This window comes from Janibacter sp. CX7 (assembly GCF_024362365.1).
In the GTDB taxonomy this organism is placed as follows: Bacteria; Actinomycetota; Actinomycetes; order Actinomycetales; family Dermatophilaceae; genus Janibacter.
Genome location: NZ_CP101464.1, coordinates 3,067,587 through 3,090,817, shown reverse-complemented (window position 1 = coordinate 3,090,817; position 23,231 = coordinate 3,067,587). Strand labels below are relative to the sequence as shown.

At 72.8% G+C, this 23,231-nt stretch carries 20 protein-coding genes; 10 read left to right on the top strand and 10 right to left on the bottom strand.

Translation table 11 applies throughout. From position 1 onward, the window contains the following. Positions 1–3: 3 nt before the first annotated feature. From NMQ01_RS15225 to NMQ01_RS15210, 4 genes are read left to right on the top strand one after another with little or no spacing between them, the layout of a single operon-like run. Positions 4–1,260 (top strand): glutaminase, encoded by a 1,257-nt coding sequence (locus NMQ01_RS15225; RefSeq protein ID WP_255184741.1) that lies wholly within the window; start codon positions 4–6, stop codon positions 1,258–1,260. Then, positions 1,260–2,021 carry an alpha/beta hydrolase gene (locus NMQ01_RS15220; RefSeq protein ID WP_255184740.1) on the top strand — a complete coding sequence of 254 codons (762 nt, stop codon included), beginning with the start codon at positions 1,260–1,262 and terminating at the stop codon, positions 2,019–2,021. The genes NMQ01_RS15225 and NMQ01_RS15220 overlap by 1 nt, the downstream gene beginning before the upstream one ends. Positions 2,022–2,052: 31 nt before the next feature. After that, complete coding sequence (locus NMQ01_RS15215) at positions 2,053–3,435, top strand: FAD-binding oxidoreductase (protein ID WP_255186389.1); 1,383 nt, start codon at positions 2,053–2,055, stop codon at positions 3,433–3,435. Next, positions 3,432–4,700, top strand: a complete 1,269-nt coding sequence (locus NMQ01_RS15210; RefSeq protein ID WP_255184739.1) for a cyclopropane-fatty-acyl-phospholipid synthase family protein — start codon at positions 3,432–3,434, stop codon at positions 4,698–4,700. The genes NMQ01_RS15215 and NMQ01_RS15210 overlap by 4 nt, the downstream gene beginning before the upstream one ends. A gap of 124 nt (positions 4,701–4,824) precedes the next feature. Here NMQ01_RS15210 and NMQ01_RS15205 read toward each other — a convergent pair whose 3' ends face one another. From NMQ01_RS15205 to NMQ01_RS15195, 3 genes are all read right to left on the bottom strand, one after another. Then, the gene (locus NMQ01_RS15205; RefSeq protein ID WP_255184738.1) at positions 4,825–5,619 is read right to left on the bottom strand and encodes a GTPase domain-containing protein; all 795 of its coding nucleotides are present in this window, start codon (positions 5,617–5,619) and stop codon (positions 4,825–4,827) included. A gap of 1 nt (position 5,620) precedes the next feature. Then, on the bottom strand, positions 5,621–5,842 hold the full coding sequence (locus NMQ01_RS15200; RefSeq protein ID WP_255186388.1) for a mycoredoxin: 222 nt from the start codon (positions 5,840–5,842) through the stop codon (positions 5,621–5,623). Between the two features lie 130 nt (positions 5,843–5,972). After that, positions 5,973–6,650 carry a SprT-like domain-containing protein gene (locus NMQ01_RS15195; protein WP_255184737.1) on the bottom strand — a complete coding sequence of 226 codons (678 nt, stop codon included), beginning with the start codon at positions 6,648–6,650 and terminating at the stop codon, positions 5,973–5,975. A 133-nt stretch (positions 6,651–6,783) separates the two neighbouring features. On the opposite strand from NMQ01_RS15195, the gene NMQ01_RS15190 reads away from it, so the two are divergent. From NMQ01_RS15190 to NMQ01_RS15175, 4 genes are all read left to right on the top strand, one after another. Continuing rightward, positions 6,784–7,779: an LLM class flavin-dependent oxidoreductase gene (locus NMQ01_RS15190; protein WP_255184736.1), complete on the top strand. Its 996-nt coding sequence runs from the start codon at positions 6,784–6,786 to the stop codon at positions 7,777–7,779. 146 nt (positions 7,780–7,925) lie between these two features. Next, the gene (locus NMQ01_RS15185) at positions 7,926–8,732 is read left to right on the top strand and encodes a M57 family metalloprotease (protein ID WP_255184735.1); all 807 of its coding nucleotides are present in this window, start codon (positions 7,926–7,928) and stop codon (positions 8,730–8,732) included. 248 nt (positions 8,733–8,980) lie between these two features. After that, positions 8,981–9,775, top strand: a complete 795-nt coding sequence (locus NMQ01_RS15180) for a M57 family metalloprotease (RefSeq protein ID WP_255184734.1) — start codon at positions 8,981–8,983, stop codon at positions 9,773–9,775. A 231-nt stretch (positions 9,776–10,006) separates the two neighbouring features. Further along, positions 10,007–10,492, top strand: coding sequence for an ASCH domain-containing protein (locus tag NMQ01_RS15175; RefSeq protein ID WP_255184733.1), 486 nt, complete (start codon positions 10,007–10,009; stop codon positions 10,490–10,492). Positions 10,493–10,498: 6 nt separating this feature from the next. On the opposite strand, the gene recD is transcribed toward NMQ01_RS15175, so the two are convergent. Genes recD through recC form a run of 3 tightly spaced genes read right to left on the bottom strand, consistent with a single transcriptional unit; the run spans position 10,499 to position 19,127 of the window. Beyond that, entirely contained in the window at positions 10,499–12,334 is a 1,836-nt protein-coding gene (gene recD, locus NMQ01_RS15170) for an exodeoxyribonuclease V subunit alpha (RefSeq protein ID WP_255184732.1), read from the bottom strand. Continuing rightward, complete coding sequence (locus tag NMQ01_RS15165; protein ID WP_255184731.1) at positions 12,331–15,726, bottom strand: UvrD-helicase domain-containing protein; 3,396 nt, start codon at positions 15,724–15,726, stop codon at positions 12,331–12,333. Before NMQ01_RS15165 ends, recD begins: the two co-directional genes overlap by 4 nt. Beyond that, positions 15,723–19,127 (bottom strand): exodeoxyribonuclease V subunit gamma, encoded by a 3,405-nt coding sequence (recC, locus tag NMQ01_RS15160; protein ID WP_255184730.1) that lies wholly within the window; start codon positions 19,125–19,127, stop codon positions 15,723–15,725. Before recC ends, NMQ01_RS15165 begins: the two co-directional genes overlap by 4 nt. A gap of 93 nt (positions 19,128–19,220) precedes the next feature. Here recC and NMQ01_RS15155 point away from each other — a divergent pair, with 93 nt between their 5' ends. Both NMQ01_RS15155 and NMQ01_RS15150 read left to right on the top strand, forming a co-directional pair. Beyond that, on the top strand, positions 19,221–19,772 hold the full coding sequence (locus NMQ01_RS15155) for a GNAT family N-acetyltransferase (protein ID WP_255184729.1): 552 nt from the start codon (positions 19,221–19,223) through the stop codon (positions 19,770–19,772). Between the two features lie 51 nt (positions 19,773–19,823). Continuing rightward, on the top strand, positions 19,824–20,528 hold the full coding sequence (locus NMQ01_RS15150; protein WP_255184728.1) for a transporter substrate-binding domain-containing protein: 705 nt from the start codon (positions 19,824–19,826) through the stop codon (positions 20,526–20,528). Positions 20,529–20,577: 49 nt separating this feature from the next. Here NMQ01_RS15150 and NMQ01_RS15145 read toward each other — a convergent pair whose 3' ends face one another. The 4 genes from NMQ01_RS15145 to NMQ01_RS15130 form a co-directional block, all read right to left on the bottom strand. Beyond that, positions 20,578–21,549: a threonine/serine dehydratase gene (locus tag NMQ01_RS15145; protein ID WP_255184727.1), complete on the bottom strand. Its 972-nt coding sequence runs from the start codon at positions 21,547–21,549 to the stop codon at positions 20,578–20,580. A 70-nt stretch (positions 21,550–21,619) separates the two neighbouring features. Further along, positions 21,620–21,841 (bottom strand): hypothetical protein, encoded by a 222-nt coding sequence (locus tag NMQ01_RS15140; protein ID WP_255184726.1) that lies wholly within the window; start codon positions 21,839–21,841, stop codon positions 21,620–21,622. A 67-nt stretch (positions 21,842–21,908) separates the two neighbouring features. Further along, a complete protein-coding gene (locus NMQ01_RS15135; RefSeq protein WP_255184725.1) occupies positions 21,909–22,541 on the bottom strand; it encodes a DUF305 domain-containing protein in 633 nt (210 codons plus the stop codon). After that, positions 22,538–23,176, bottom strand: a complete 639-nt coding sequence (locus tag NMQ01_RS15130; protein WP_255184724.1) for a DUF3105 domain-containing protein — start codon at positions 23,174–23,176, stop codon at positions 22,538–22,540. The genes NMQ01_RS15135 and NMQ01_RS15130 overlap by 4 nt, the downstream gene beginning before the upstream one ends. Between the last annotated feature and the right edge of the window lie 55 nt (positions 23,177–23,231).

The window sequence follows — 23,231 nt, the reverse complement described above, 5'->3', positions numbered from 1 at the left end:
GACATGCGTTCTCCCGTGCCCGACTACCTGACCGAGGTCGCCGAGGCCTGCTCCGCGACGAAGGGGGGCGAGCCCGCCTCCTACGTCCCCGAGCTGGCGAAGGTCGACCCCGACCGCTTCGGCATCGCGCTCGCGACGATCGACGGCGAGGTCTATGCCGTCGGTGACGCCGAGCACGAGTTCACGATCCAGTCGATCTCCAAGGCCTTCGTCTACGGGCTGGCCGTGCGCGACCACGGTCTGGAGCAGGTCCTGGAGAGGATCGACGTCGAGCCGAGCGGCGAACCCTTCGACGAGCTCTCCCTCGACGCCAGTGGCCGCCCGCGCAACCCGATGATCAACGCGGGGGCGATCACCGCCCACACCCTCGTCGGCGAGCCCGACACCGCGCCCCACGAGCGGGTCGAGCGGATCATCCGGCTCCTGTCCGACCTCGCCGGTCGTGAGCTGTCCGTCGACGAGGACGTGTGGCGCTCGGAGGTCGCCACCGCCGACCGCAACCTGGCCATCGCCCACATGCTGCGTAGCCACGGCATCCTCACCGACTCGGCGGAGGAGGTCGTGAGCGCCTATTCACGCCAGTGCGCCGTGCTCGTCACCGCGCGCGATCTCGCGCTCATGGCGGCGACCCTTGCCAACGGCGGCGTGCAGCCGGTGACCGGCAAGCAGGTCTTCACCGGCGCCCAGGTCCGCCACGTCATGTCGGTCATGCTCACCTGCGGCATGTACGACTCCGCCGGCGACTGGGTCTCCTCCGTCGGCATCCCGGCCAAGAGCGGGGTCGGGGGCGGCATCATCGGGGCGATGCCTGGGCAGGCGGGTCTGGCGACGTTCGCCCCGCCGCTCGACGCCCATGGCAACAGCGTGCGTGGCGTCGAGACCTTCGAGCGGCTCTCCCGCGACATGGGCATGCACCTCATGAAGGTCGAGCCGCCCGCCCGGTCGGTCATCCAGTCCAGCCGGGTCATCGATCACCGCGGCGAGCAGGTGCGGGTCTACTACCTCGTCGGCACGATCGGCTTCAGCGGGGCCGAGCACGTCGTGCGCCGGCTCTCCGAGCACCCGCCGCAGGAGCAGGGCATCGCGCTCGACCTCACCGGTGTGCACTCGGTGACCGACGTCGGCCGCCGGATGATCCTCGAGACGGCGCGCCGTCTGCGACTCGACGGTCACGAGGTCTATCTCGTCGACGCCGACGACGTCCTCCCGCAGCCCGACCCGGGCGACGGGCGCGAGCTGCCGCAGCTGGCGGACCGGTGATGCTGCGCCGCCTGATCTACCCGGTCCCCGCCTGGGACCCCGAGGGCGGGCTGCCCGTCGAGACGACACCCGGCGGCGCCCACCTCGTCCACGCGCCGGCCCCGGCGGGCGGTCGCACGATCGTCTACCTGCACGGCAACGGCTCCGACCTGGCCTCGATCAGCCCGCTCGCCGGGCTCTTCGCCCGGCACGGCCTCGGCTTCGCGGCCGTGGAGTACCCCGGATACGGCCCGGCGGCGGGACGTCCGCACCAGGAGGCGATCCTCGCGGCTGCACGCGACGGGCTGGCGCACCTCTCCCTTCGCGCAGAGCGGACGGTGCTCGTTGGTGAGTCGCTCGGCTCGTCGGTGGCCGCGCACCTTGCCGCGCAGGGTCTGCTCCACGACGACGAGGGCTGTGGCCGCCTCGTCCTCGTCTCGCCCTTCACCTCGATGACCGCGATGGTGCAGCGGGTCGTGCGGGTCTTCCCGCGGCAGCTGGTCCCCGATCGCTGGGAGACCGATGCGCTGCTCGAGCGGATCGACGTGCCGACCCTGCTCGTCCACGGCGAGCGTGACGACCTCGTGCCGCTGGCGATGAGCGAGCAGCTGGCACGAGGGATCTCGTCGTCGCAGCGGGTCGTCGTGCCGGGCCGCACCCACAACGACCTGTGGGAGGCGCCGAGCGAGTGCCTCGAGGTCGTCGCTCGCTTCGCCACGCAGGACCTCGGCGGCGCCGCCGTCGAGGGCAGCACCGACGCGGGACGAAACCCGCTGTCCTGACCGCCGGCCCGAGGAGTAGGTTGTGTGCTCGATGCAGGTAATTGGCTGGCAGGCACACGACGCCGCGGTCGAGCGACTGGTCCGCTCGCACGCGGCGATCCCGCACGGGGCGCCGGTGCGACTGGCGAAGCGCACGTCCAACCTCTTCCGCCCTCGCGCCCGGGTCGAGGTGCCGGGGCTCGACGTCTCGGGGCTGGCCGGGGTCATCGAGGTCGACCCGGACACGCGGACCGCGCAGGTGCAGGGCATGTGCACCTACGAGGACCTCGTCGCCGCGACCCTGCCGCACGGGCTGATCCCGCTCGTCGTCCCGCAGCTGCGCACGATCACCCTCGGCGGCGCGGTCACCGGCCTGGGCATCGAGGCGACGAGCTGGCGCAACGGCCTGCCCCACGAGTCGGTGCTCGAGATGGACGTGCTCACCGGGTCCGGCGAGGTCGTCACCGCCGGGCCGGAGGGCGAGCACGCCGACCTCTTCCACGCCTTCCCCAACTCCTACGGGTCCCTCGGCTACGCCACCCGGCTGCACATCGAGCTCGAGGCGGTACCGCCGCGGGTCGCGCTGCGGCACCTGCGCTTCGACGACGCGCAGTCGGCGGCCGAGGCCGTCGAGCGGCTCGTCGCGGCCGGTGAGCACGACGGGGAGCGCATCGACGGGCTCGACGGGGTGGCCTTCGCCCCCGACGAGATCTACCTGACCCTCGCGCGGTGGACCGACGAGGCCGGGGAGACGAGCGACTACACCGGCCAGCAGATCTTCTACCGCTCGCTCCAGGAGCGCACGAGCGACCTGCTGACGATGCACGACTACCTGTGGCGCTGGGACACCGACTGGTTCTGGTGCTCGGGTGCCTTCGGCGTGCAGCGCCCGGCGGTCCGTCGTCTGTGGCCGCGGCGGTGGCGTCGCTCCGACGTCTACCACCGACTCGTCGCCCTCGACCGACGGCACGGCATCGTCGACCGGCTCGACGCGCGGGCCGGTCGACCCCGGCGGGAGCGGGTCATCCAGGACGTCGAGGTGCCCACGGACCGACTGGCCGACTTCCTCGGGTGGTTCGACGAGGCGATCGGCATGCGGCCGGTGTGGCTGTGCCCCCTTCGCCTGCGGGAGGTCGACGGGCAGGCCCGCACCTGGCCCGGCTACCCCCTCGAACCGGGGCGCACGTACGTCAACGTCGGCTTCTGGGGCACCGTGCACGTCGGCCCCGACGCACCGCAGGGCCCGCGCAACCGCGCCATCGAGGCCCGGGTGACCGAGCTCGGCGGGCACAAGTCGCTCTACTCCGAGGCCTTCTACCCGCGTGACGTCTTCGACCGCCTCTACGGCGGCGCCAACCTCGCTGCGGTCCAGCAGCGATACGACCCGGCCGGCCGACTGACCGACCTCTACGACAAGGTGGTTCGGACACAGTGAGCACGATCAAGATCGCCGACGCCCTCTCCGGCATCCTCCCCGAGGGTCTGTCCGTGCGGATCACGGCCTACGACGGCAGCGCCGCAGGTCCGCAGGACGCCGAGATCGGCATCGAGCTGCGCTCCGAGCGCGGGCTGCGCTACCTGCTGACCGCCCCCGGTGACCTCGGCATGGCCCGGGCGTGGGTCGCCGGCGACCTCACGGGCACCGGGTTCCACCCCGGCAACATCTATCCCCTGCTCGACCTGATGAGCAGCACCGACCGGTGGCGCATCCCCACGGCCCGCGAGGCGCTGGAGCTGGTCCGCGGCCTCGGGTGGGAGCACCTCAACCCGCCGCCGCCCCCGCCGCAGGAGCACCTGCCGCGGTGGCGCCGTGTCATGGAGGGCCTGCGGCACAGTCGCGCCCGCGACGCGGAGGTCATCCACCACCACTACGACGTGTCCAACCGCTTCTACGAGATGGTGCTCGGCCCGTCGATGACCTACACCTGCGCGGTCTACCCGACCGCCGACGCGACGCTCGAGCAGGCGCAGGAGCACAAGTACGACCTCATCGCCCGCAAGCTCGACCTCCAGCCCGGCCAGCGGCTGCTCGACGTCGGCTGCGGCTGGGGCGGCATGGTCCGCCACGCCGCGAAGCACTACGGCGTCAAGGCCCTCGGCGTCACGCTCTCGCGGGAGCAGGCCGACTGGGCCAAGCTGGCGATCGACCGCGAGGGGCTCGGTGACCTCGCCGAGGTGCGCTTCATGGACTACCGCGATGTCGCCGAGGGGGACTTCGACGCGATCAGCTCGATCGGCCTGACCGAGCACATCGGGATCCAGAACTACCCGGCGTACTTCGCCTCGCTGCACGACAAGCTCAAGCCCCACGGCCGGCTGCTCAACCACTGCATCACGCGCGACCACAACCGGCCGACCCGCACCGGTGCCTTCATCGACCGCTACATCTTCCCCGACGGGGAGCTCACCGGGGCCGGCACGGTCATCGCGAAGCTGCAGGACGCCGGCCTCGAGTTCCAGCACGCCGAGAACTTCCGGACCCACTACGCCAAGACGCTCGCCGGCTGGGTCGACAACCTCGTGGAGCACTGGGACGAGTGCGTCGCCGAGGTCGGCGAGGGCACCGCGCGCCTGTGGGGCCTCTACCTCGTCGGATCGCGGATCGGCTTCGAGCGCAACGACGTCCAGCTCACCCAGGTGCTCGCGACGAAGACCACCGACGACGGCACGAGCGGCTACCCCCTGCGCCACACCTTCTGACCCCGGGCGGCAGCCGCCGAACCCTGCAAAACCCTAGGGTTTTGCAGGGTTCAGGGTCTGCAACTGCGCAAGACCCTAGGGTCTTGCAGGGTGGGGGGCGTTCGTGGGAGCGGACGTACTCGGATCAGGCGTGGCCGGAGAGCTGGGCCATGCGCGCCTCGAGCGCGGTGAGCATCGCGCTGCACCGCTTGCCGGCGTCCTTGCGGGCCGCCTTGCCGGTCGCCTCGCCGGGCTCGGTGCACATTGGCAGCACGTCGACCGAGAGTCGGGCGCCACCGGCGAGGGAGCGCAGCTCGTCGAGCTTCGCGGCGAAGGGGGAGCCGCTGCCGGGCGAGTAGTAGCGCACGGCCTCGTCGACCTCGTCGGGGAAGAGGTCGGCCTTGGTGACGACGATGACCAGCCACACCGGCTTGTCGCGGCGCAGCGCCATCGACGCGATGCGGTGCGCCGTGATCGTCCAGTCCTCGAGCTCGGCGGCGAGCAGCTCCTCGCGGGTCGCGACGGCCTCGCCGGACGTGCCGGCGGTGCGGCGGGCGGTGGCGTGGCCCCAGGCGACGACGTGCAGCACGCCGTCGACCGGGTCGTCGTGGAAGACCTCGTCGAGCGCGCCGAGCCGGGTCGCGGCGTTGTCGCCGGGGACGACGCGGAAGCGGAAGCCGCGGCCCTTGGCGGTGCGTCGGGTGCGGCGCTCCATCGTCGCGGAGCCGACCTCGACGGTGCTCTCGGCGCTGGTGCGGCGGGCGAGGCGGTCGGCCAGCCGGGTCTTGCCGACCCCGGTCATGCCGGTGACGGCGACGGTCGGGAAGCGGCCGCGGAAGAGGTGGCTCAGCTGGTGCGGCGCCCCCGACAGCGCGGAGATGGCCCCACCGGCGATGCTCGTGCCGACGGCCGTCCGGGTCGCGGAGGACATGCGTGCCATGTCAGTGCAGCTGCTTCTTGACGTCGGCCAGCGAGGGGTTGGTCGCGGACGACCCGTCGGGGTAGAGCACGGTCGGCACCGTCTGGTTGCCGCCGTTGATCGTCTCGACGAGCTCGGCGGTGCCGGGCGTGGTCTCGATGTTGATCTCGGTGTAGCCGATGCCCTCGCGGTCCAGCTGGGACTTCAGGCGGCGGCAGTAGCCGCACCAGCTCGTGGAGAACATCGTCACCGTGCCCTCAGCGGGCAGGTCGAGGCCGGGGGGCAGGATCTCGCGAACGTTCACCCCACCAGCCAACCACGAGTTGCCCGGATCTCCCGCACCCGGGGGCCCCTCAAGACGGCCTCGAGGCGGCTCAGGCGGCCTCGACGTGGTCGAAGGGGACGGTGAGCACGGACCCGCGCCGCCGCACGTGGAAGCGGGTGCGACCTCGCTTGACGACGACGCCGACGACACCCTGGTAGCGCCCCGGGGTGAGGATGCGCACCCGGTCGCCGACGGCGACGAGGTCACCTGAGCCGGCCCGCTCCGCCGCCAGACGGATCGCGGCGAGCTGCTGCAGGTACGAAGGGGGCATGACCGCCGGCTGCCCGTGGTGGGTCCACGTGAAGATCGCCCCGGGGTCGAAGGAGCGGCTGCACTCCCGGCAGGAGGAGACCTGCGTGGGGCGTCGGTGCCGGTCGATGGTGTGGCCGGCCGGGCAGGTGCCGACCCAGGCGCCGGCCACGGTCGGGGCATCGCTCGGCAGGCAGCGCTGCGGCACGGCGCCGATCGCCGCCGCGATCTCGCGCCACCGGGGGCCGTGGCCGGCCCGCGGCCCGGCGAGGGCGTGGGCGATCTCGTGGAGCACGGTGTCGCGCACCTGCTCGGGCGAGTGCAGCTCGGTGAGCGGGCCGCTCAGCCCGATGGTGCGATCGGCCGAACGGCACACCCCGGCACGTCGCTTGGCCCGGTCGACGACGAGATGCCAGCCCTGCAGGCCGTGCTCGTCCATGAGCCCCCGTGCCATCTCGCGTGCCGCCCCCATCTCCATGTGCAGGAGCGTAGGCGCTGGGTCGCACGCCTCCCGACCACGCGATGACCTGGGGACGACCCCCTTCGCCGGTGGGAGCCTGTGGACAGTCGCGCCGGGAATAGGTGCGCTGTGCACGGGGTTGCCGACGGGTGTGATCCCGAAGCTCTCCCTCCTCGACCTGGCCACCGTGGGCCGCGACCAGCCGATCAGCGAGGCGCTCGCCGACACCGTCACCCTCGCGCAGCGCGCGGACGACCTCGGGGTCTTCGAGCGCCTCTGGTTTGCCGAGCACCACAACATGTCGCGCATCGCCTCCGCGGCGACCTCCGTCCTCATCGCGCACATCGCCTCGCGCACCGAGCGGATCCGCGTCGGCTCCGGCGGCATCATGCTGCCCAACCACTCGCCGCTCGTCATCGCCGAGCAGTTCGGCACCCTCGCCGAGCTCCACCCCGGCCGCATCGACCTGGGGCTCGGTCGTGCCCCCGGCACCGACGGCCAGACCCTGCGCGCGCTGCGCACCGACCCGCGCGCCGCCGAGGCCTTCCCGCAGGACGTCCGCGAGCTGCAGGGATATCTCGCCGACGAGTCGCAGGTCGACGGGATCCACGCCTACCCCGGCCGCGGCACCCGCGTGCCGCTCTACATCCTCGGCTCCTCGCTCTTCGGCGCCCAGCTCGCCGCCGCCTACGGCCTGCCCTATGCCTTCGCGTCCCACTTCGCGCCCGACGCCCTCGAGCAGGCCGTGCGGGTCTACCGCGAGCGCTTCACCCCGAGCGAGCAGCTGCAGCAGCCGCACGTCATCGCGGCGCTCAACGTCATCGCCGCCGACGACTCCGCCGAGGCGGTCGAGGCCGCCGACCGGGTCCTGCGGGCCCGGGTGCGGATGCTCGCCGGCCGGGTCGGCTCGGGCAGCCTCGACGAGGAGATGGTCACGGCGCTCATGGACACCCACGTCGGTGCCCAGGCCCGCCACATGCTCACCCACACGGTCGTCGGCAACCCCGACGAGGTGGCCCGCGGGCTGGCCGACTTCGCCGCCCTCGCCGACGCCGACGAGCTGATCATGACCAACCCCGCCCCGGAGCTGGCGCAGCGGATCCGCACCCTCGAGATCGTCGCCGGGCTCCGCGAGACCGGGAGCTGACCCCCCTTCGACCCTCCTGACGAAGTCCTGACGGCGCCTGTCCGACTCTTGACGGCGCGAGGATGGAGTCGTGGTGAGGGCGGCGCATAGCGTCCCGTCACGAAGGCGATACGACCGTGTCGCCGGGTGATGAAGGGAAACGCCACATGAAGCGCACCACCACACGCGCTGCAACCGTCCTGGGTATCGCGGCCACGATCTCGATGGGAGCGGCGAGCCTCGGCTACGCCGACGGGAGCGACGAGCCGACCTACCAGGAGTACAAGGCACAGACCTACCAGGACCCGACGGACCAGCAGTACATCGTCAACGGGGACATCCCGCTGGCGGGGGAGAAGCAGCTGCGCGAGTTCTACCAGGAGCTCGTCAACCCCCAGTACGAGAGCCAGCTCATCGTCAACACGGTCTACGGCAAGGACGACGTGTGGAGCGCCACCCAGGCGCAGAACCTCACCTACTGCGTGAGTGACAGCTTCGGCTCCGACAAGGCGGCGATCGTCAGCGCGATGCAGGCCGGCGGCAACCAGTGGGAGTCCGCGAGCTCGGGTGTCGACTTCACCTACGACTCGAGCCAGGACGCCAGCTGCACCACGCGCAACTCCAACGTGCTCTTCTCCGTGGAGCCGGTGAGCGGTGCGAGCTACGTCGCCCGCGCCTTCTTCCCGAGCACCGCGAAGTCGACTCGCAACGTCCTGATCAACACGGACCAGATCTTCTCCTCCGGCTGGGCCGCGCAGAACGTCCTGGCCCACGAGCTCGGCCACGCCCTCGGCTTCCGCCACGAGCACACCCGTCCCGAGGCCGGTACCTGCTTCGAGGACAACAACTGGCGTCCGCTGACGCCCTACGACTCGTCGTCGATCATGCACTACCCCCAGTGCAACGGATCGTCCGACGACCTGAGCATGACCGCGGCGGATCGCGAGGGGATCCGCTCGGTCTACGGTTCCTGAGCCTCTCCCCCCAGCTCGGGAACCACCCTGGGAAGGGATACCCCCTTCGCCCCGGATTTCCTCCCCGGGGCGAAGGGGGCGTCCTGTCTCCGGGGGTGCCCCACCCTCGCCTGACCGCACCCTGACGAAGTCCCGACGATGGTGGTCGGATCCTTACCCGACGCTGGTCCGCGAGGGCCCTTCACGGTCATACATTCCCTTCACCCGGATGGCGCGACCGCGCCTCCGACGAGACGAAGGATGACCAGATGAAGCGTGTTGCGAGCGTGCTGGCGATTGCCGCCACCGTGTCGATGGGCGCCATGAGCGTCAGCAACGCCGCGTCGAGCGACGAGCCGACGTACGACGAGTTCAAGACGCAGACCTACCAGGACGCGGACCGCCAGTACATCGTCAACGGCGACATCCCGCTGGAGGGCGAGAAGCAGCTGCGCGAGTTCTACCAGGAGCTCGTCGCGCCGCAGCAGAGCGATGCTCTGATCGTCAACACCGTCTACGGCAAGGACGACGTCTGGACCGCGACGCAGGCCAAGAACCTGACCTACTGCGTCAGCACGAAGTTCGGCTCCGACCACGGCCGCGTCCGTGACGCGATGGCCAGCGGTGCCGCGCAGTGGGAGTCCGCCTCCTCCGGGGTGAACTTCACCTACGTCTCCAGCCAGGACAAGAGCTGCACCACGCGCAACAACAACGTCGTCTTCTCGGTCGAGCCGACCAAAACGACGCAGTACATCGCGCGGGCCTTCTTCCCGAGCACGTCCAAGCGCAGCCGCAACGTCCTCGTGAGCACCAGCCAGCTCTTCAACGCCGGCTCGTGGACCCCGAGCAACATCCTCGCCCACGAGCTCGGCCACACGCTCGGCTTCCGTCACGAGCACACCCGCCCCGAGTCGGGCACGTGCTTCGAGGACAACAACTGGCGTCCGCTGACCCCCTACGACTCGGCGTCGATCATGCACTACCCGCAGTGCAACGGGTCGAGTGACGACCTGAGCATGACCGCGTCGGACCGTGAGGGCATCCGCTCGGTCTACGGCTCCTGACCCACCCTGGGGCACTCGGCGCCCCCTTCGTCACGGCTCCTCCCCGTGACGAAGGGGGCGTCCGCGTCTGCCCCCACGGCCGGGGTGGTTCTCGATCCCTGAGGTGCGAGGCCGCCGCGGCCGAGGTGGTTCTCGATCCCTGAGGTGCGAGGCCGCCCGCGGCCGGGGTGGTTCTCGATCCCTGAGGTGCGAGGCCGCCCGCGGCCGAGCCTCGAAGGGCACGATGGGGGCATGGACGAGATCGAGGCCTTCTGGCAGCGCGCGCAGCAGCACGCCGACCTCGCGCAGGTCAGCTCCTACACCGGGGTCAACCCGCTCGCGGTGATCCGCCCGCCGGCATGGGCCTTCGGGGCGACGCCCGACCAGGCCGACGAGCTGCTCGAGCTCGTCCTCGCCGGGGACAAGACGGCGACCGCTTCAGCGCTCTGGGACTACGAGGCCGAAGGGGAGGACCTGCCCACCGAGGGCACGCTCGGCATCGTCGTCGACGGCTCGGGCCGCCCGCGGGCGCTCGTCGTGACGACCCGGGTGCGGGTGGTCCCCTTCGACGAGGTCGATGCCGACCACGCCCGTGCGGAGGGCGAGGGGGACCGCTCGCTCGAGCACTGGCGGCAGGTCCACGAGCGGTTCTTCACCGAGCACCCGAGCCACGACCGCGCCTTCGCCCGCGACATGCCCGTCGTCCTCGAGGAGCTGCGGGTGCTGCACGCGGAGTAGGGCGCGTCAGACCCGGTGCCGCAGCCCGGTCGCCCGCTGGGTGCGCCGGGTGACCGCGGCCCGCACGGCCTCGACCGAGCCGACGAGCGTCACCGACTCCTGGGCGCGGGTGATCGCGGTGTAGAGCAGCTCGCGGGTGAGCAGGCGAGAGTCGGCGTCGGGCAGGAGCACGGTGACCGAGCGTGCCTGGCTGCCCTGGCTCTTGTGGATCGTCAGTGCGTGGGCGGTGTCGACGTCACCCAGGGTCGAGGCGGCGTGGACGACCGGGGCGTCCGGCTCGCCGAAGACCCCGACGACGCGGTGGTCGGCCCGCAGCGCCATGACGCCGGTGTCGCCGTTGAAGAGGCCCAGGCCCCGGTCGTTGGTCGTCACGAGCAGCGGCCGGCCGACGACCTGGCGACCGAGGTGGTCGCTCGACTCGGCGAGCCAGCGCTCGACCCGATCGTTCCACGGCCCGACGCCCCACGGTCCGTCGCGGTGGGCGCACAGCAGCCGGTGCTCGCCGAGCTCGCGGAGAACGTCGGCGTAGCGGCCCGCGAGGGCGAGGTCGCGCAGCCGCTCGGCGTGGGTGAGCAGCCGGGGGCGCAGGGCCTCGTCGGCCTCGATGACGTCGTCGACCGGCAGGTGCTCGACCGGGCCACCCGGGCCGGCCTGCGCGAGCAGCTCGAGCACCCGGTCGGCGTCGCCGACGCGCACGGCCTCGGCGAGGGCGCCGATCTCGTGGCCGAAGCGGTGCGAGGTCTGCAGGCGCGCCACCGGGCCATCGTCGCCGTAGCCCGCGACGAGGTCGGCGAGCACGGCACCGGCCTCGACCGAGGCGAGCTGGTCGGGGTCGCCGACGAGGAGCAGCCGGGCGCTCGGGCGCAGGGCCTCGAGCAGGCGGGCGGTGAGCGTCAGCGACAGCATCGAGGCCTCGTCGACGACGACGATGTCGTGGGGCAGCGGGTTGCCCCGGTCGCGCCTGAAGCGGTTGCCGCTGTCGGGCCGCCACCCGAGCAGCCGGTGGACGGTGACGGCCTCGATGTCGGTGCCGAGGCGCTGCCGGTCCTGCTCGGGCATGTGGCCCAGGGAGCCGAGGACCGACTCGCGCAGCCGGGCGGCGGCCTTGCCGGTCGGGGCGGCCAGGGCGATCCGCGGCCGGTGACCGGTGGCCTCGGCCTGCTCGAGCAGCAGGGTGAGCAGCCCGGCGACGGTGGAGGTCTTGCCGGTCCCCGGGCCACCGGCGAGCACGGTCGTCAGGCGCCCGGCGGCAGCCCGGACCGCGTCGCGCTGCTCGCCCCAGCCCGTGCTGGGGAAGACGCGCTCCAGTCCCGCCTCGAGCATCTGCTCGTCGACCTCGGGGGCCGGCGTCTCGGCCCGGCGCTGCAGGTCCTGGGCTACCTGGACCTCCTCGCGGTGATAGCGGTCGAGGTAGACGAGGTCGTGCTCGACGAGCAGCACTCCTGCCTCGGCGAGTGCGCTGCCCCGCACCTGCTCGAGCCACTCGGGCGTCGGCGGCAGCTCGACCGCGCCCGACTGCTGGGTGGAGGTGTCCTCGACCGCGCCCGGCCGCTGGGTGGAGGTGTCCCCGACCGGATAGTCGGTCGCAGTCACCTCGAATGCCTCGGCGAGCAGCTCGCGGGCGTGCTCCGGGTCGAGGCTCGTCGAGCCCTCTCGGGCCGCCCGCACGACGAGCGCGAGCGTCACCCGTGCCAGGGGATCTTCCTCGCCCACCAGCGTCGCGAGCCGGCTGGCGACGTGGACGTCGGCGGCCTCGATGACGCCTGCGGCGTTGAGCTCGGCGAGCTCGCCGGTGGCGGTGCGGGCGACGCGGCGGTCGTAGCGGTCGAGCACCTCGGTCATCGGTCCACCCCTTCATTCGTGGCCGCGCCCACGCCCACGCCCGCGGGCCGGCGCCCGTCGAGCAGGTCGGAGACACCTTCGATCAGCTCGACCGGTGGTGCCCACGAGAAGACGCCCGTCGGGTGCCCGTCGACGAGCGGTGTCCGCTCCCCGGCCATGCCTCGCAGGTAGAGGTAGAGCACGCCGCCCAGGTGCCGGTGCGGGTCGTAGCCCGGCTGCCGCCACCTCAGGAAGCGGTGCAGCACGACCCCGTAGAGGATCGCCTGGAGCGGATAGCTCGAGTGCGTCATCGCCTCGCGCAGCGCCGTCGGGTCGTAGTGGGCCGTCGTCAGCGGGGTGTCGACGGGCCCGAGCCAGTTGGTCTTGTAGTCGACGACGAGGTGCCGCTCGCCGAGGCGCAGGACGATGTCGACGGAGCCGGTGAGGTATCCGCGCAGCGCCTGGTCACCGAGCACGGGGTCGTCGAGCACGTCGGCGAAGGGCAGCACCGGGTCGTCTGCCGGCAGGTGCTCGCGCATGAGGGCGGCGAGGTCACCGAGCACGGCGCCGTCGTCGCTGGGCGGCGGGGCGACGTCGCCACCGCCGAGCGGCAGCTCGAAGTCCATCTCGCACAGCCGGTCCCGCGCCCCGACGTCGCGCAGCCGGGTGCCGGGAGCCAGCGGCCCGAGCGGGGTCTCGATGACCTCGACGAGCGCCGCGGCGAGGGCGTCCCGGTCGAGGTCGGGCACCGGCCAGGCGATGATCTGCTCCTCGATGTGCGCCCGCAGCTCGCCGAGCAGGTCCTCCGCCTGCGCATCGGCCTCCTCGAGCACCGCGTGGACGAGCGAGCCGAAGCCCGCTCCGACGGGCAGCTCCGCCATGGGCGAAGGGAGATGACCCTCGCCTCCCGCAGCCCCCGCCGCGTCGGCCCCGCCCGCCACGACGAGGTCAGCGGGACCCCCTTCGTCCTGACGGTCGGTGACCTCCGGCTCGCTGGCCACGAGCTCCTCGGCGCTGGCCCGGGGGACCTCCTCGAGGGGGCGGGTGAGCGCGGTGTAGGAGGTCCGGCGCCAGGCGTCGTCAACGGTGCGGGTGAAGTCGCGGACCGACAGGTCGGTCACCGGCTGCGGCTGCGACATCGTCACGGGGGCGGGCCGGTCGACGTACTCGACCCGCAGCGCACCCCGCCGCTCCCAGTCGGCGAGCCGGTCCTGCAGGGTCTCGTCGCCGGGCACCGGGTGCTTCGGCGGGACCTCGGCCTGCCCCTGGGTGCGGCCGAGCAGGATGCGGTGCAGCGGCGACGGGCCGGTGCTCTGAGCCGAGGGGAACCACCACGTGACGACCTGGCTCTGCGCGCGGGTGAGCGCGACGTAGAGCAGCCGCAGCGACTCGCCGCTCTCCTCCGCCGCGGCTCGGGCGAGGCGGTCGGAGCGGCCGTCGTCGGAGGTGATGCCGATGTCGAGCGCCCGGGTGCGGTCGGCGCGGTGGAAGTGCAGCACGTCGGGCCGCGGCAGCCAGCGGTCGCACACGAAGGGCAGCATGACGACGGGGTACTGCAGGCCCTTGCTCGCGTGGATCGTCGCGAGGTGGACCGCGTCGGCGTCGCTGTCGAGGCGACGGGCGCGCTCCTCCTTGCGGCTGGCGGCCATGCGCTCGCGCAGCCAGGCGGTGAGCGAGGCGAGGCCGTCGCCCTCGGTGACGACCCGCTGGTGGAGGGTCTCGCCGATGTGCCGCAGGTCGGTGAGCAGGCGCTCGCCGTCGGTGCGGCCGAGGACGCGGGCGTCGAGCCCGTCGGCGGTCGCTGCGGCGAGCACGGCGGCCACGCCGCGTCGCCCGAGCAGGGCGGCCCAGGTGCGCAGCCGGTGCGCGACCTCTTCGGTCAGGTCGTCGCCGCGGGCGTCGAGGTCGGTGGCGGTGGCCCCGACGAAGGGGCTGAGCGCCGCCGCGCGCACCCGCTCGGCGCGGTGGGTCAGCTCCATCGCCTCGAGGAGGGTGAGCCAGTGCTCCGCGGCCACGGAGTCGTAGATGCTCTCGCTCGAGACGATGACCGAGCGCAGCCCGACGGCCGTGAGGGCGGAGCGCACGGTGTCGAGCTGCTTGCGGGTGTGGGCGAGCACGGCGATGTCGCCCGCCCGCAGCGGGCGCCCGTCGAAGGTCGTGCGGCCGGCGAGCAGCCGGGTGATCTCGGCCGCGCAGTCGGCGGCGACGAGCGGGCGGACGGTGGCGATCGAGATGTTCTGCCCGGGCTGCTCGACGCGGGCGCTCGGCACCGCGCGCAGCCGCACGGGGGCGAGCTGTCCGTCGGGGGCGGTGCCGTCGGCGATGCCGAGGCGCGAGCCGTCACGGGCGGCGCTCACCTGGTGCACGACGATCTCCTCGTCGCCGAGCTGCGCCCCGCCGAGCAGGACCCCGAGGCTGCGCACGAGAGGACCGTCGGAGCGGTGGTTGACCCCGAGGGTGTGCCGGGTCGTCGCCGACTCGGCGGCGGTGAGATAGGTGTCGACGTCGCCGCCGCGGAACCCGTAGATCGCCTGCTTGGGGTCACCGATGAGCACGAGGGTGCTGTGCCCGCTGAAGGCCCGGTCGAGGATCTGCCACTGCACCGGGTCGGTGTCCTGGAACTCGTCGACGAGCACCACCCGCCAGCGCTGGCGCATCCGCTCGCGTGCGGGAGAGTCCTCGTCCTCGAGGGCGGCGGCGAGGTGGGAGAGCAGGTCGTCGTAGCCGAGGACGCCGAGGCGGCGCTTGCGCCGGTCGAGCTCCGCGCGAACGAGGTGGGCGAAGCGCAGGCTGCGCGCGTCGGCGCTCAGCCCGTCGAGGGCGCTCGGGTCGAGCTCGGCGTGCGGGTTCTCGGTGACGGCTCGGGCGATCTCGCCGGCGCGCTTGCGGGAGAAGGCGGCTGGCCCTCCCTTCGCGAAGCCACGGACGTAGAGGTCGTCGACGACCTCGTCCCGCAGGTCCGACAGGTCCTCGACGAGGCGGGCGTGCTGGTCGGTGTCGCCGGCGACCCCGAGCCCGCGCAGCACGAGCTGGCAGAACTGGTGCGTCGTCGCGATCGTCGCCGCGTCGAAGTGGGTCAGCGCGTCGCGCAGCCGTCGAGCCCGCTCGGCGACCTCGTCGGCGGTGCCCTGGCGCAGCAGCGTGACGACCTCGTCGTCGGTCGGCAGGGCGGGGTCGGCGACGAGCCGGTGGACGTGCCGCAGGTGCTCCCGGACGCGCTCGCGCAGCTCGCGGGAGGCGGCCCGGCTGAAGGTGATGACGAGCATGTCCTCGAGCCGCACCACTCCCTCGGCGACGTGCCGGGCGACGAGCGCGCCGATCGTCCACGTCTTGCCCGTGCCGGCGCTCGCCTCGAGCAGGACCGTGCCCGTCGGCAGCTCGCCGGCGATGTCGAAGGGGGTGAGTGCGCTCATGCCGTGCTCCCCACGTTGTCGAGCGCCGGTGCCCACACCCGCGGGGCGAGGCTGGCCAGGTCGGTGCCCGGGCCGGCGAGGGTCTGCAGCAGCACGTCGAAGGGGGCCTCGCGCCCGTGGACGAGGCGCCACCAGGAGTCGTCCCGCTCGCCCGGGATGACGTCGCCGTTCTTGAGCAGCGACGCCTCCCACTCCTTGGCCGCCTGCTGCTGGGCGAGCCGGGTGCGTGTGGGGTTCCGGCTCACCGCCTGGGCCCACGCGTGCGCGGTCTTGACCGGCAGGGGCAGCGGCGCGGTCTGGCCCAGGGCGAAGACGTCGAGCAGGGTCGTCAGGTGCGAGCGGGCGGCATCGCGGGGCAGCACTCCATAGCTCGTGCGCGCGACCTTGCCCCGCGAGCCCTTGCCGAGGGTCGAGGCCTGCCAGCCCTCGTCGTCCGCGCCGGCAGCGGTGAGCGCCAGCAGGCGGATCCACGCGGCCATGACCTGCTTGGCCCCGAGCCGGGAGTAGGTGACGTCGACGAGGTGCAGACCGCGGACGCCGTCCACGGTGCCGGTGAGGCGACGGTCGCCGGGCAGGGTGACCTCGATGTCGACCGAGCGCGGGTCCTCGGGTGGCCCGAGTGCGAGCTGGCCCATGAGCTGCTCGACGGCGCGGCCGATCTCCTCGAGCGTCGCCTCGCCGAGCCCGGCGGGTGGCAGCGCGCCGCGCAGCAGCTCCGCCTGGTAGATCGAGCGCGGGTCCTGGCCGGCGATGCGGGCGCGCAGGGCGCGGTCGCCGACGGCCCACTTCTCGAGCCCGTCGAGCTCGACCGGCAGCCGGTCGCTCACCTCGTCGGCCTCGCGGCTCACGCCGACCTGCAGCCGGTCACGCAGGAACCCGCGCGCAGGGTTGTCGTAGAAGGCGATGAGATCGGCCAGGCCGACATCGGTGATGACCCCGGTCGGCAGCGGAGCGGTGACGAGTCGCCCGGGCGGGGTGCGCTCGCCGACCGCGGCGCGGGCGGCGAGCAGGGCCGAGCGGTCGAAGCTGAAGGGTCGCTCGCCCCCGGGCCCGCCGACGGTGAGGTTGCGCGCGTCGAAGGGCTGCAGCGGGTGGTGCGTGACCTCGATCGGGCAGCTCGTCGTCTCACGGGCGGCGTCGAGGAGCTCGCCGAGCGGCACGGCGGGCGGGCAGGGCTCGCCGCTGTGCTCGTCGGCGCCGGTGTAGGCGATGACGAGGCGCTCGCGGGCGGCGAGGACGGCGTCGAGGAGCAGCTGGCGGTCCTCGCTGCGGGCATCGCGCTCGCCCGTCATCGGGCGGCGCGCGAGCACGTCGTCGCCGTCGATCGCCTGCTGGCGAGGGAAGGAGTCGTCGTCCATGCCCAGCAGGCACACGACGCGGTGCGGCACCGAGCGCATCGGCGTCATCGTGCACACGGTGAGGCCGCCGGTCCGGAAGCTCGCCCGGCTCGGGCGCCCCGCCAGCTGGTCGGCGAGCAGCACCCGCACGTCGGCGAGGCGCAGCGGCACGTCGTCGCTGGCGTGCCGGGCGGCGGAGCCGAGGGTGCGCTGGAGGTCGCCGACCTGCCAGCGCTCGCGCGGGGGCACGTCGGTCAGCGAGAGGACGGTCTCGGTGAGGGCGCCCATCCACTCGGTGGCCGGGCCGGCGTGCTCGAGCCGGTCGAGTCCCTCACCGATCCGGGCGAGCAGCTCGCTCACCCGGCCGACGAGGTCGACCGACCCGCTGCCGACGTCGTCGAGGGGCATGACGCCGCCGACCTGCAGCGGACCGTCGGCGGAGACGGTGACGCCGACGAGGAGCCGGTCGAGGCCAAAACGCCAGGTCCCCTGCGGCTCCACGTCGAGGGCGAAGGGGGCCCGCCCCGCCTGGTCGTAGCCCCACCGGATGCCGGAGTCGCTGACCCAGCGGGTCATCGTCGCGAGGTCGTCGTCGTCGAGGCCGAAGCGGCGCCGGACCGGTCCGCTCGCCGCGAGGTCGAGCACCTCGCTCGCGGTGAGGCGCCCGCCGGCGAGCCCGACGACGCGGTCGGCGACGTCGAGCAGGGGGTTGGTGGCCCGCAGCGACCGGTCGGCCAGGCGCACCCGCAGCCGGTGGGCGGGGTGGGTGTCGACGCCGTCGGCGTCGGTGCCGTGCTCGCCGAGGCCGAAGGCCGCGCCGATGAGCGGCGCATAGGTCTCGACGTCGGGGCACATGACGAGCACGTCGCGCGGCTCGAGGGTCGGGTCGTCGTCGAGCAGGCCGACGAGCACCTCGCGCAGCACCTCGACCTGCCGCGCCGGCCCGTGGCAGGCGTGCACCTGGACCGACCGGTCGTCGGGGAGCACCGACCGCTTCGATCGTTCGGCCTCATCGGGCACGTGGTCGTCGCGTAGGTCGGCCTGCAGCCACTCGAGCACCGACCGCGCCTCCCCACTCGCCCTCTCCGTTGGTCTGGGTCCCACGCTCCGCGTAGGCGGTGTGAGGCCGTCCGCGGCCGAGCCTCGAGACCCCGGCCCTTCGCCCCCCGTCCCCAGCACCCGCACCAGCTCGCGCGAGTCCCGGCCGAGAGAGGCGAGCAGCGGGTGCCGGACGAGGTCGCTCGTGGCGTCGTCCTCGCGGGCCACGACACCTTCGGCGGCGAAGGGAGCCAGTCGCTCCCACAGGTCGGGCGAGGGTTGGGGCAGCCACAGGTGCACGTCACGGCTGCTGGCGAGGGCGTGCAGCAGCTCGACCTCGGTGACCGCGAGCCGGGTGTGCCCGAAGAGCGAGAGCCGCTCCGGCAGCTCGAGCTCCGTGCCGTCGCCACGCAGCCGCTCCACCGTCTCGGCGTGCCGCACGTCCGGCGGCGGCGCGTCGACGACGCCGACGAGGCGTCGCCACAGTTCGGCCTGCCAGATCAGGTCGTGGTCGAGCGGTGCGCCGGTGCCGTCGGTGTCGCGCCCCTCGTGCCAGTCGGTGAGCATCGCGGGCCGGCTCTGCCCGTAGCGGTGGAGCAGTCGGGCCAGGCGCAGCGCGACCGAGTACCGGCGGCCGGCGCGGGTGCCGTCGGGGTCGTCGGTGCCGTGTCCGAGGTGCCGGCTGAGCGTCGCACACCACGGCTGCCCGAGCCCGGCGTCGATGACCTCGAGCAGCGGCCAGACGAGGTGCTGCGGCAGCCACGGGTCGTCGTCGTCTCGCCCGGTGAGCATCGTGACGAGAGAGCGCGGCCGCAGGAAGGTGACGCCGGCGCACACCCCGTCCTGACCCCCTTCGCCCCGGCCGAGACGGTGGGACAGCCGCTGGGCCAACCACCGCTCGATGCCCTGCTCGGGCACGACGACGACCTCCTGGGCGAAGGGGTCGGGCAGCGGGCTCGCCAGCAGCCCGCCGAGCTCGTCGGCGAGGGTGTCGGTGCGCTGCGCGCGGTGGAGATGGAGGGCCACGGTCAGACCGTATCCGGGCGGGACGACAGCGTGACGTCCCCGGTCCACAGGGCACGTCCGAGCGGTGTCGGTCGAGCGTGGTGGACTCGACTCATGACCGACCTGCGTCACCTGACGACCGAGCGACTGCGGCTCGACGCCCCGAGCCGAGACGACCTGGCGGAGCTCTTCGCGATCTACTCCGACCCGCGGGTGTGGACGCACTTCCCGTCCCTGCGCCACACGACGGTCGAGCAGACCGCGCGGATGCTCGACGCCTGGACCGTCGCCTGGCGGGACGTCGGGCTCGGACCCTGGATCGTGCGTGGTCACGACGACGCCGCCGTCATTGGTCACGTCGGGTGCTCGCCGCGCGCGGCCTGGTGGAACCTCGGCTACCGCTTCGGCGCCGAGACCCACGGCCAGGGCCTCGCCACCGAGGCCGCCCGTCCCGCGCTCGAGGCGGCGCCCACCGTGCGGGACGTGCCCGTCGTCGCCTACCTCCTCGAGCACAACCACGCATCCCGGCGGGTCGTCGACAAGCTCGGCCTGACGCTCCAGCACCGCGGCCCCGACGCCGGCAACCCCGACCCGGCCGCCGTCCGTCTCGTCTACGCCGACCGCGAGCTCGCAGCGGACCAGCTGGCCGGCGTCATGGGGGAGTAGGGCCCGCGAGCACGGCGGCGAGCGTCGGCGATGCCCCGGTATACATGGACCATGCCCACCACCTCGGACACGCTCCGCGCCGACCTCTGCCCGACCGGCCCCCTTCGCGCCGTCATCAACCTCGGCAACCCCGTCCTCGTGCAGGGGACGCCGCAGGAGCCCACCGGCGTCACGGTCGACATCACCCGGGAGGTCGCGGCCCGTCTCGGGGTCGACGTCGAGCTGCTGCCCGTCACCGCGGCCCGTGACGCCTACGCGGCCTTGGTCGACGGGCGAGCGGACCTCGGCTTCCTCGCGATCGAGCCGGCGCGGGAGGAGGGCGTGCGCTTCACGACCCACTACGTCCAGATCGAGGGCGTCTTCGCCACCAGAGACGCCTCGCTCACCATCGTCGACGTCGACCGGCCGGGGACGACCATCGCCACCCGCCGCGGGTCCGCCTACGACCTCTACCTGACCCGCACCATCGAGCACGCGACGATCGTGCGTGGTGACGAGGTCGAGCAGGCCTACGAAGGGGGAGCCGATGTCCTCTCCGGTGTGCGCCAGCCGATCACGGCCTATGCGCAGGAGCACGGGCTGACGGTGCTCGAGCCGGCCTTCCAGGCGATCCGTCAGGCCGTGGCCGTCCCGCGGGAGCGGCCCGAGCGGCTCGTGACCGAGCTCGACGAGATCGTCGCCGAGCTCAAGGCGAGCGGCTTCGTCGCGGAGAGTCTCGAGCGGGCGGGTCAGGTCGCGACGGTGCCCCGGGACTGATTCTTCGAGACGGCCGCGGGCGGCCGCCCACGCGGCACGTGGGACCCACTCAGGGAGCGGCGAACACCTCGGCCATGACCGAGGCGTCGACATTGCCGCCGCTCGCCACGACGACGACGGTCTGCCCGGCGAAGCGCTCCCGCTGCGCGATGAGCGCGGCCAGCGCCGCGGACCCGCCGGGCTCGACGACGAGCTTGAGCGTGCGGGCCGACTCACGCATCGCGACCCGCGCCTGGTCGTCGGTGACCTCGAGGCCGGTCACCTCGTGCCGGGAGAGCGCGGCGAGCGTGTGCTCGCCGACCGTCGGCGAGCCGATGGCGTCGAGGAAGACCGGCACGGCAGGCACCTTTTCCACCCGCCCGGAGGCGAGCGAGCGCGCCATCTTGGGGTAGCCATCCCGCTCCACGACGAAGGGAGCCGCCCCCGGGTACGTCTCCCGCACCGCCGTGATGACGCCGGACGAGAGCCCGCCACCGCTGCACGGGACGATGACCGCGTCAGGCGAGTGACCCCCTTCGCGCAGCTGGTCGACGATCTCGAGACCCACGGTCCCCTGGCCGGACATCACGCGCGGGTCGTCGTAGGGGTGCACGAGGGTCAGCCCGCGCTGCTCGACGAGCTCACGGCCGACGACCTCCCGGTCCTGCGTGGCGGGGTCGTAGAAGACGACCTCGGCGCCCCACCAGCGGCAGCCGTCGACCTTGATCCGCGGCGCGTCCTGCGGCATGACGATCGTCGCCGTCGAGCCCGTCATGCGTGCCGACGCAGCGACGGCCTGGCCGTGGTTGCCGGTGGAAAAGGCGAGGACACCGGCGGCTCGCTCCTCGTCGCTCAGCGACAGCAGCGTGTTGAGCGCACCGCGGATCTTGAAGGACCCGGTGAGCTGGAGGGCTTCGGCCTTGACGAGCACCGTTGCGCCGCAGAGCTCGTCGAGCATCGGGGAGGAGAGCAGGGGGGTGCGCCGCACCCGGCCCTCGAGTCGCTCGGCGGCTGCCCTGATCGTCTCGATCCCGAAGTCCATGGGGTCACACTCCCTTCGAGACGCTTGCTGCGCAAGCTCCTCAGGGAGCGGGGAGGGGCTCGGCGTCGGCTCAGCCGGAGATGCCCACGGGCGTCGCGAACCACACTGCAACGGCGGCGACGAAGGCAAAGGTCGCCACGGCCTGGACGGACCAGCGTTCCACCGAACTGGCGGGAGTCCACAGGGCCAGGAAGGCGATGCTCAGCAGGGCTGCTCCAGCTGCTGCGTATGGCACGAAGGGCCACGCCACGAAGGCGAAGACGCAGGTGGCGTACGTGAGGACGCGGTGCACCGCGGATCGCTGATCCAGTGTCGTCGTCGATGTCATGGTCTACCCCCGGATTCGTGCGCCCGGGAGATCATCCCGGTAGTGGCTTGGCGCCGCGCTCCTTGAGCATATTGGTCATCGTCTCGACCTCGGTCGTCTGGCTCTTGATGATCGACGACGCGAGCGTCTCGACGGCCCGGTTGCCGGAGCTGTCGCGGGCGGCCTCGGCCATGGGGACGCCGGCCTTGTGGTGGCGGATCATCAGTTGGAGGTAGTAGACCTCGGCCCGCCTGCCGCGCAGCCCCTCGAGCTTCGTGATCTCCTCCGGGGTCGCCATGCCCGGCATGAGGCCGTCCTCGCCGAGCTCGGTGGCCTCGGCGCCGTGGTCGTGGCCCAGGCCCTTCATCCAGTCCATCGGTTCGCCGGGCCCGGTGGGGGACAGCCCCCAGACCTGCAGCCAGCCGGCCATCTGTCCGGACTGGTGTGACTGGGTGCGGGCGATGTCGTAGGCGAGCGAGCGGACGAGCGTGTCGTCGGTGCGGTCGTAGACGATCCACGACATCTCGACGGCCTGGTCGTGGTGGGTCTGCATGTCGCGGGCGAAGCCCGCGGCGACGCTGCGGTCACCCGGGTGGTCGTCCCCGCCGGTGCGGCTGAGGGACAGCCCGCCGAGCAGGCCGAGCGCGAGCGCGACGACGACGGCGAGGACGACCTTGGGGGTCACTTGACGAGGCTCGTCTCGGGGGTCACCCCACCCGTGCAGGCCGCGCCCGGCTCGGGGGTCTGCTCGCCCTGGCGGTACTCCTTGATGAAGCCCTTGATCCGCGGGTCGTCGGCCGAGTCGACGGAGAGCTGGTGGTCCCAGGCCGAGAGGACGATCTTGCTCGGCATCTTGCCCTCGTAGGGCGAGAGGACCGTGTAGGTGTCGGGCAGGGCGTCGTCGAGCTTCTTGACGTCGGCCTCGGGCAGCTCGGGGTCGTAGGTGATCCACACGGCGCCGTGCTCGAGGGCGTGGACGGCGTGCTCGTTGGGCACGGGCTCGTCGTAGGTGCCGCAGTTGAGCCAGACGGCGTTGTGCTCGCCGCCGACCGGCGGCGACTCCTTGTAGTCGATCTTGCCGTCGACGTGGTTGCCACCCTTGTAGTCGAAGGTCTTGACCCCCGACAGGTCACCGGCTGCCTGGCGCTCGTCGCGCTCGCCCAGGATCGCCCAGGTCACCGCGGCCGCGATGATGACGATCGCCAGGCCGGCGGCCCCCGCGATGAGCGCGGAGCGTCGACGCTCGGAGGCCTGCTGCTGCTTGCGGGCCGCGGCGAGCTTTTCGTCGCGGGCGGACACGGACTTCTTCTTGCTGCTCATGAGTCCCTCGGGTCTGGGGGCCGGATCGGGGCGAATTATTGCACCGTCAACTGTG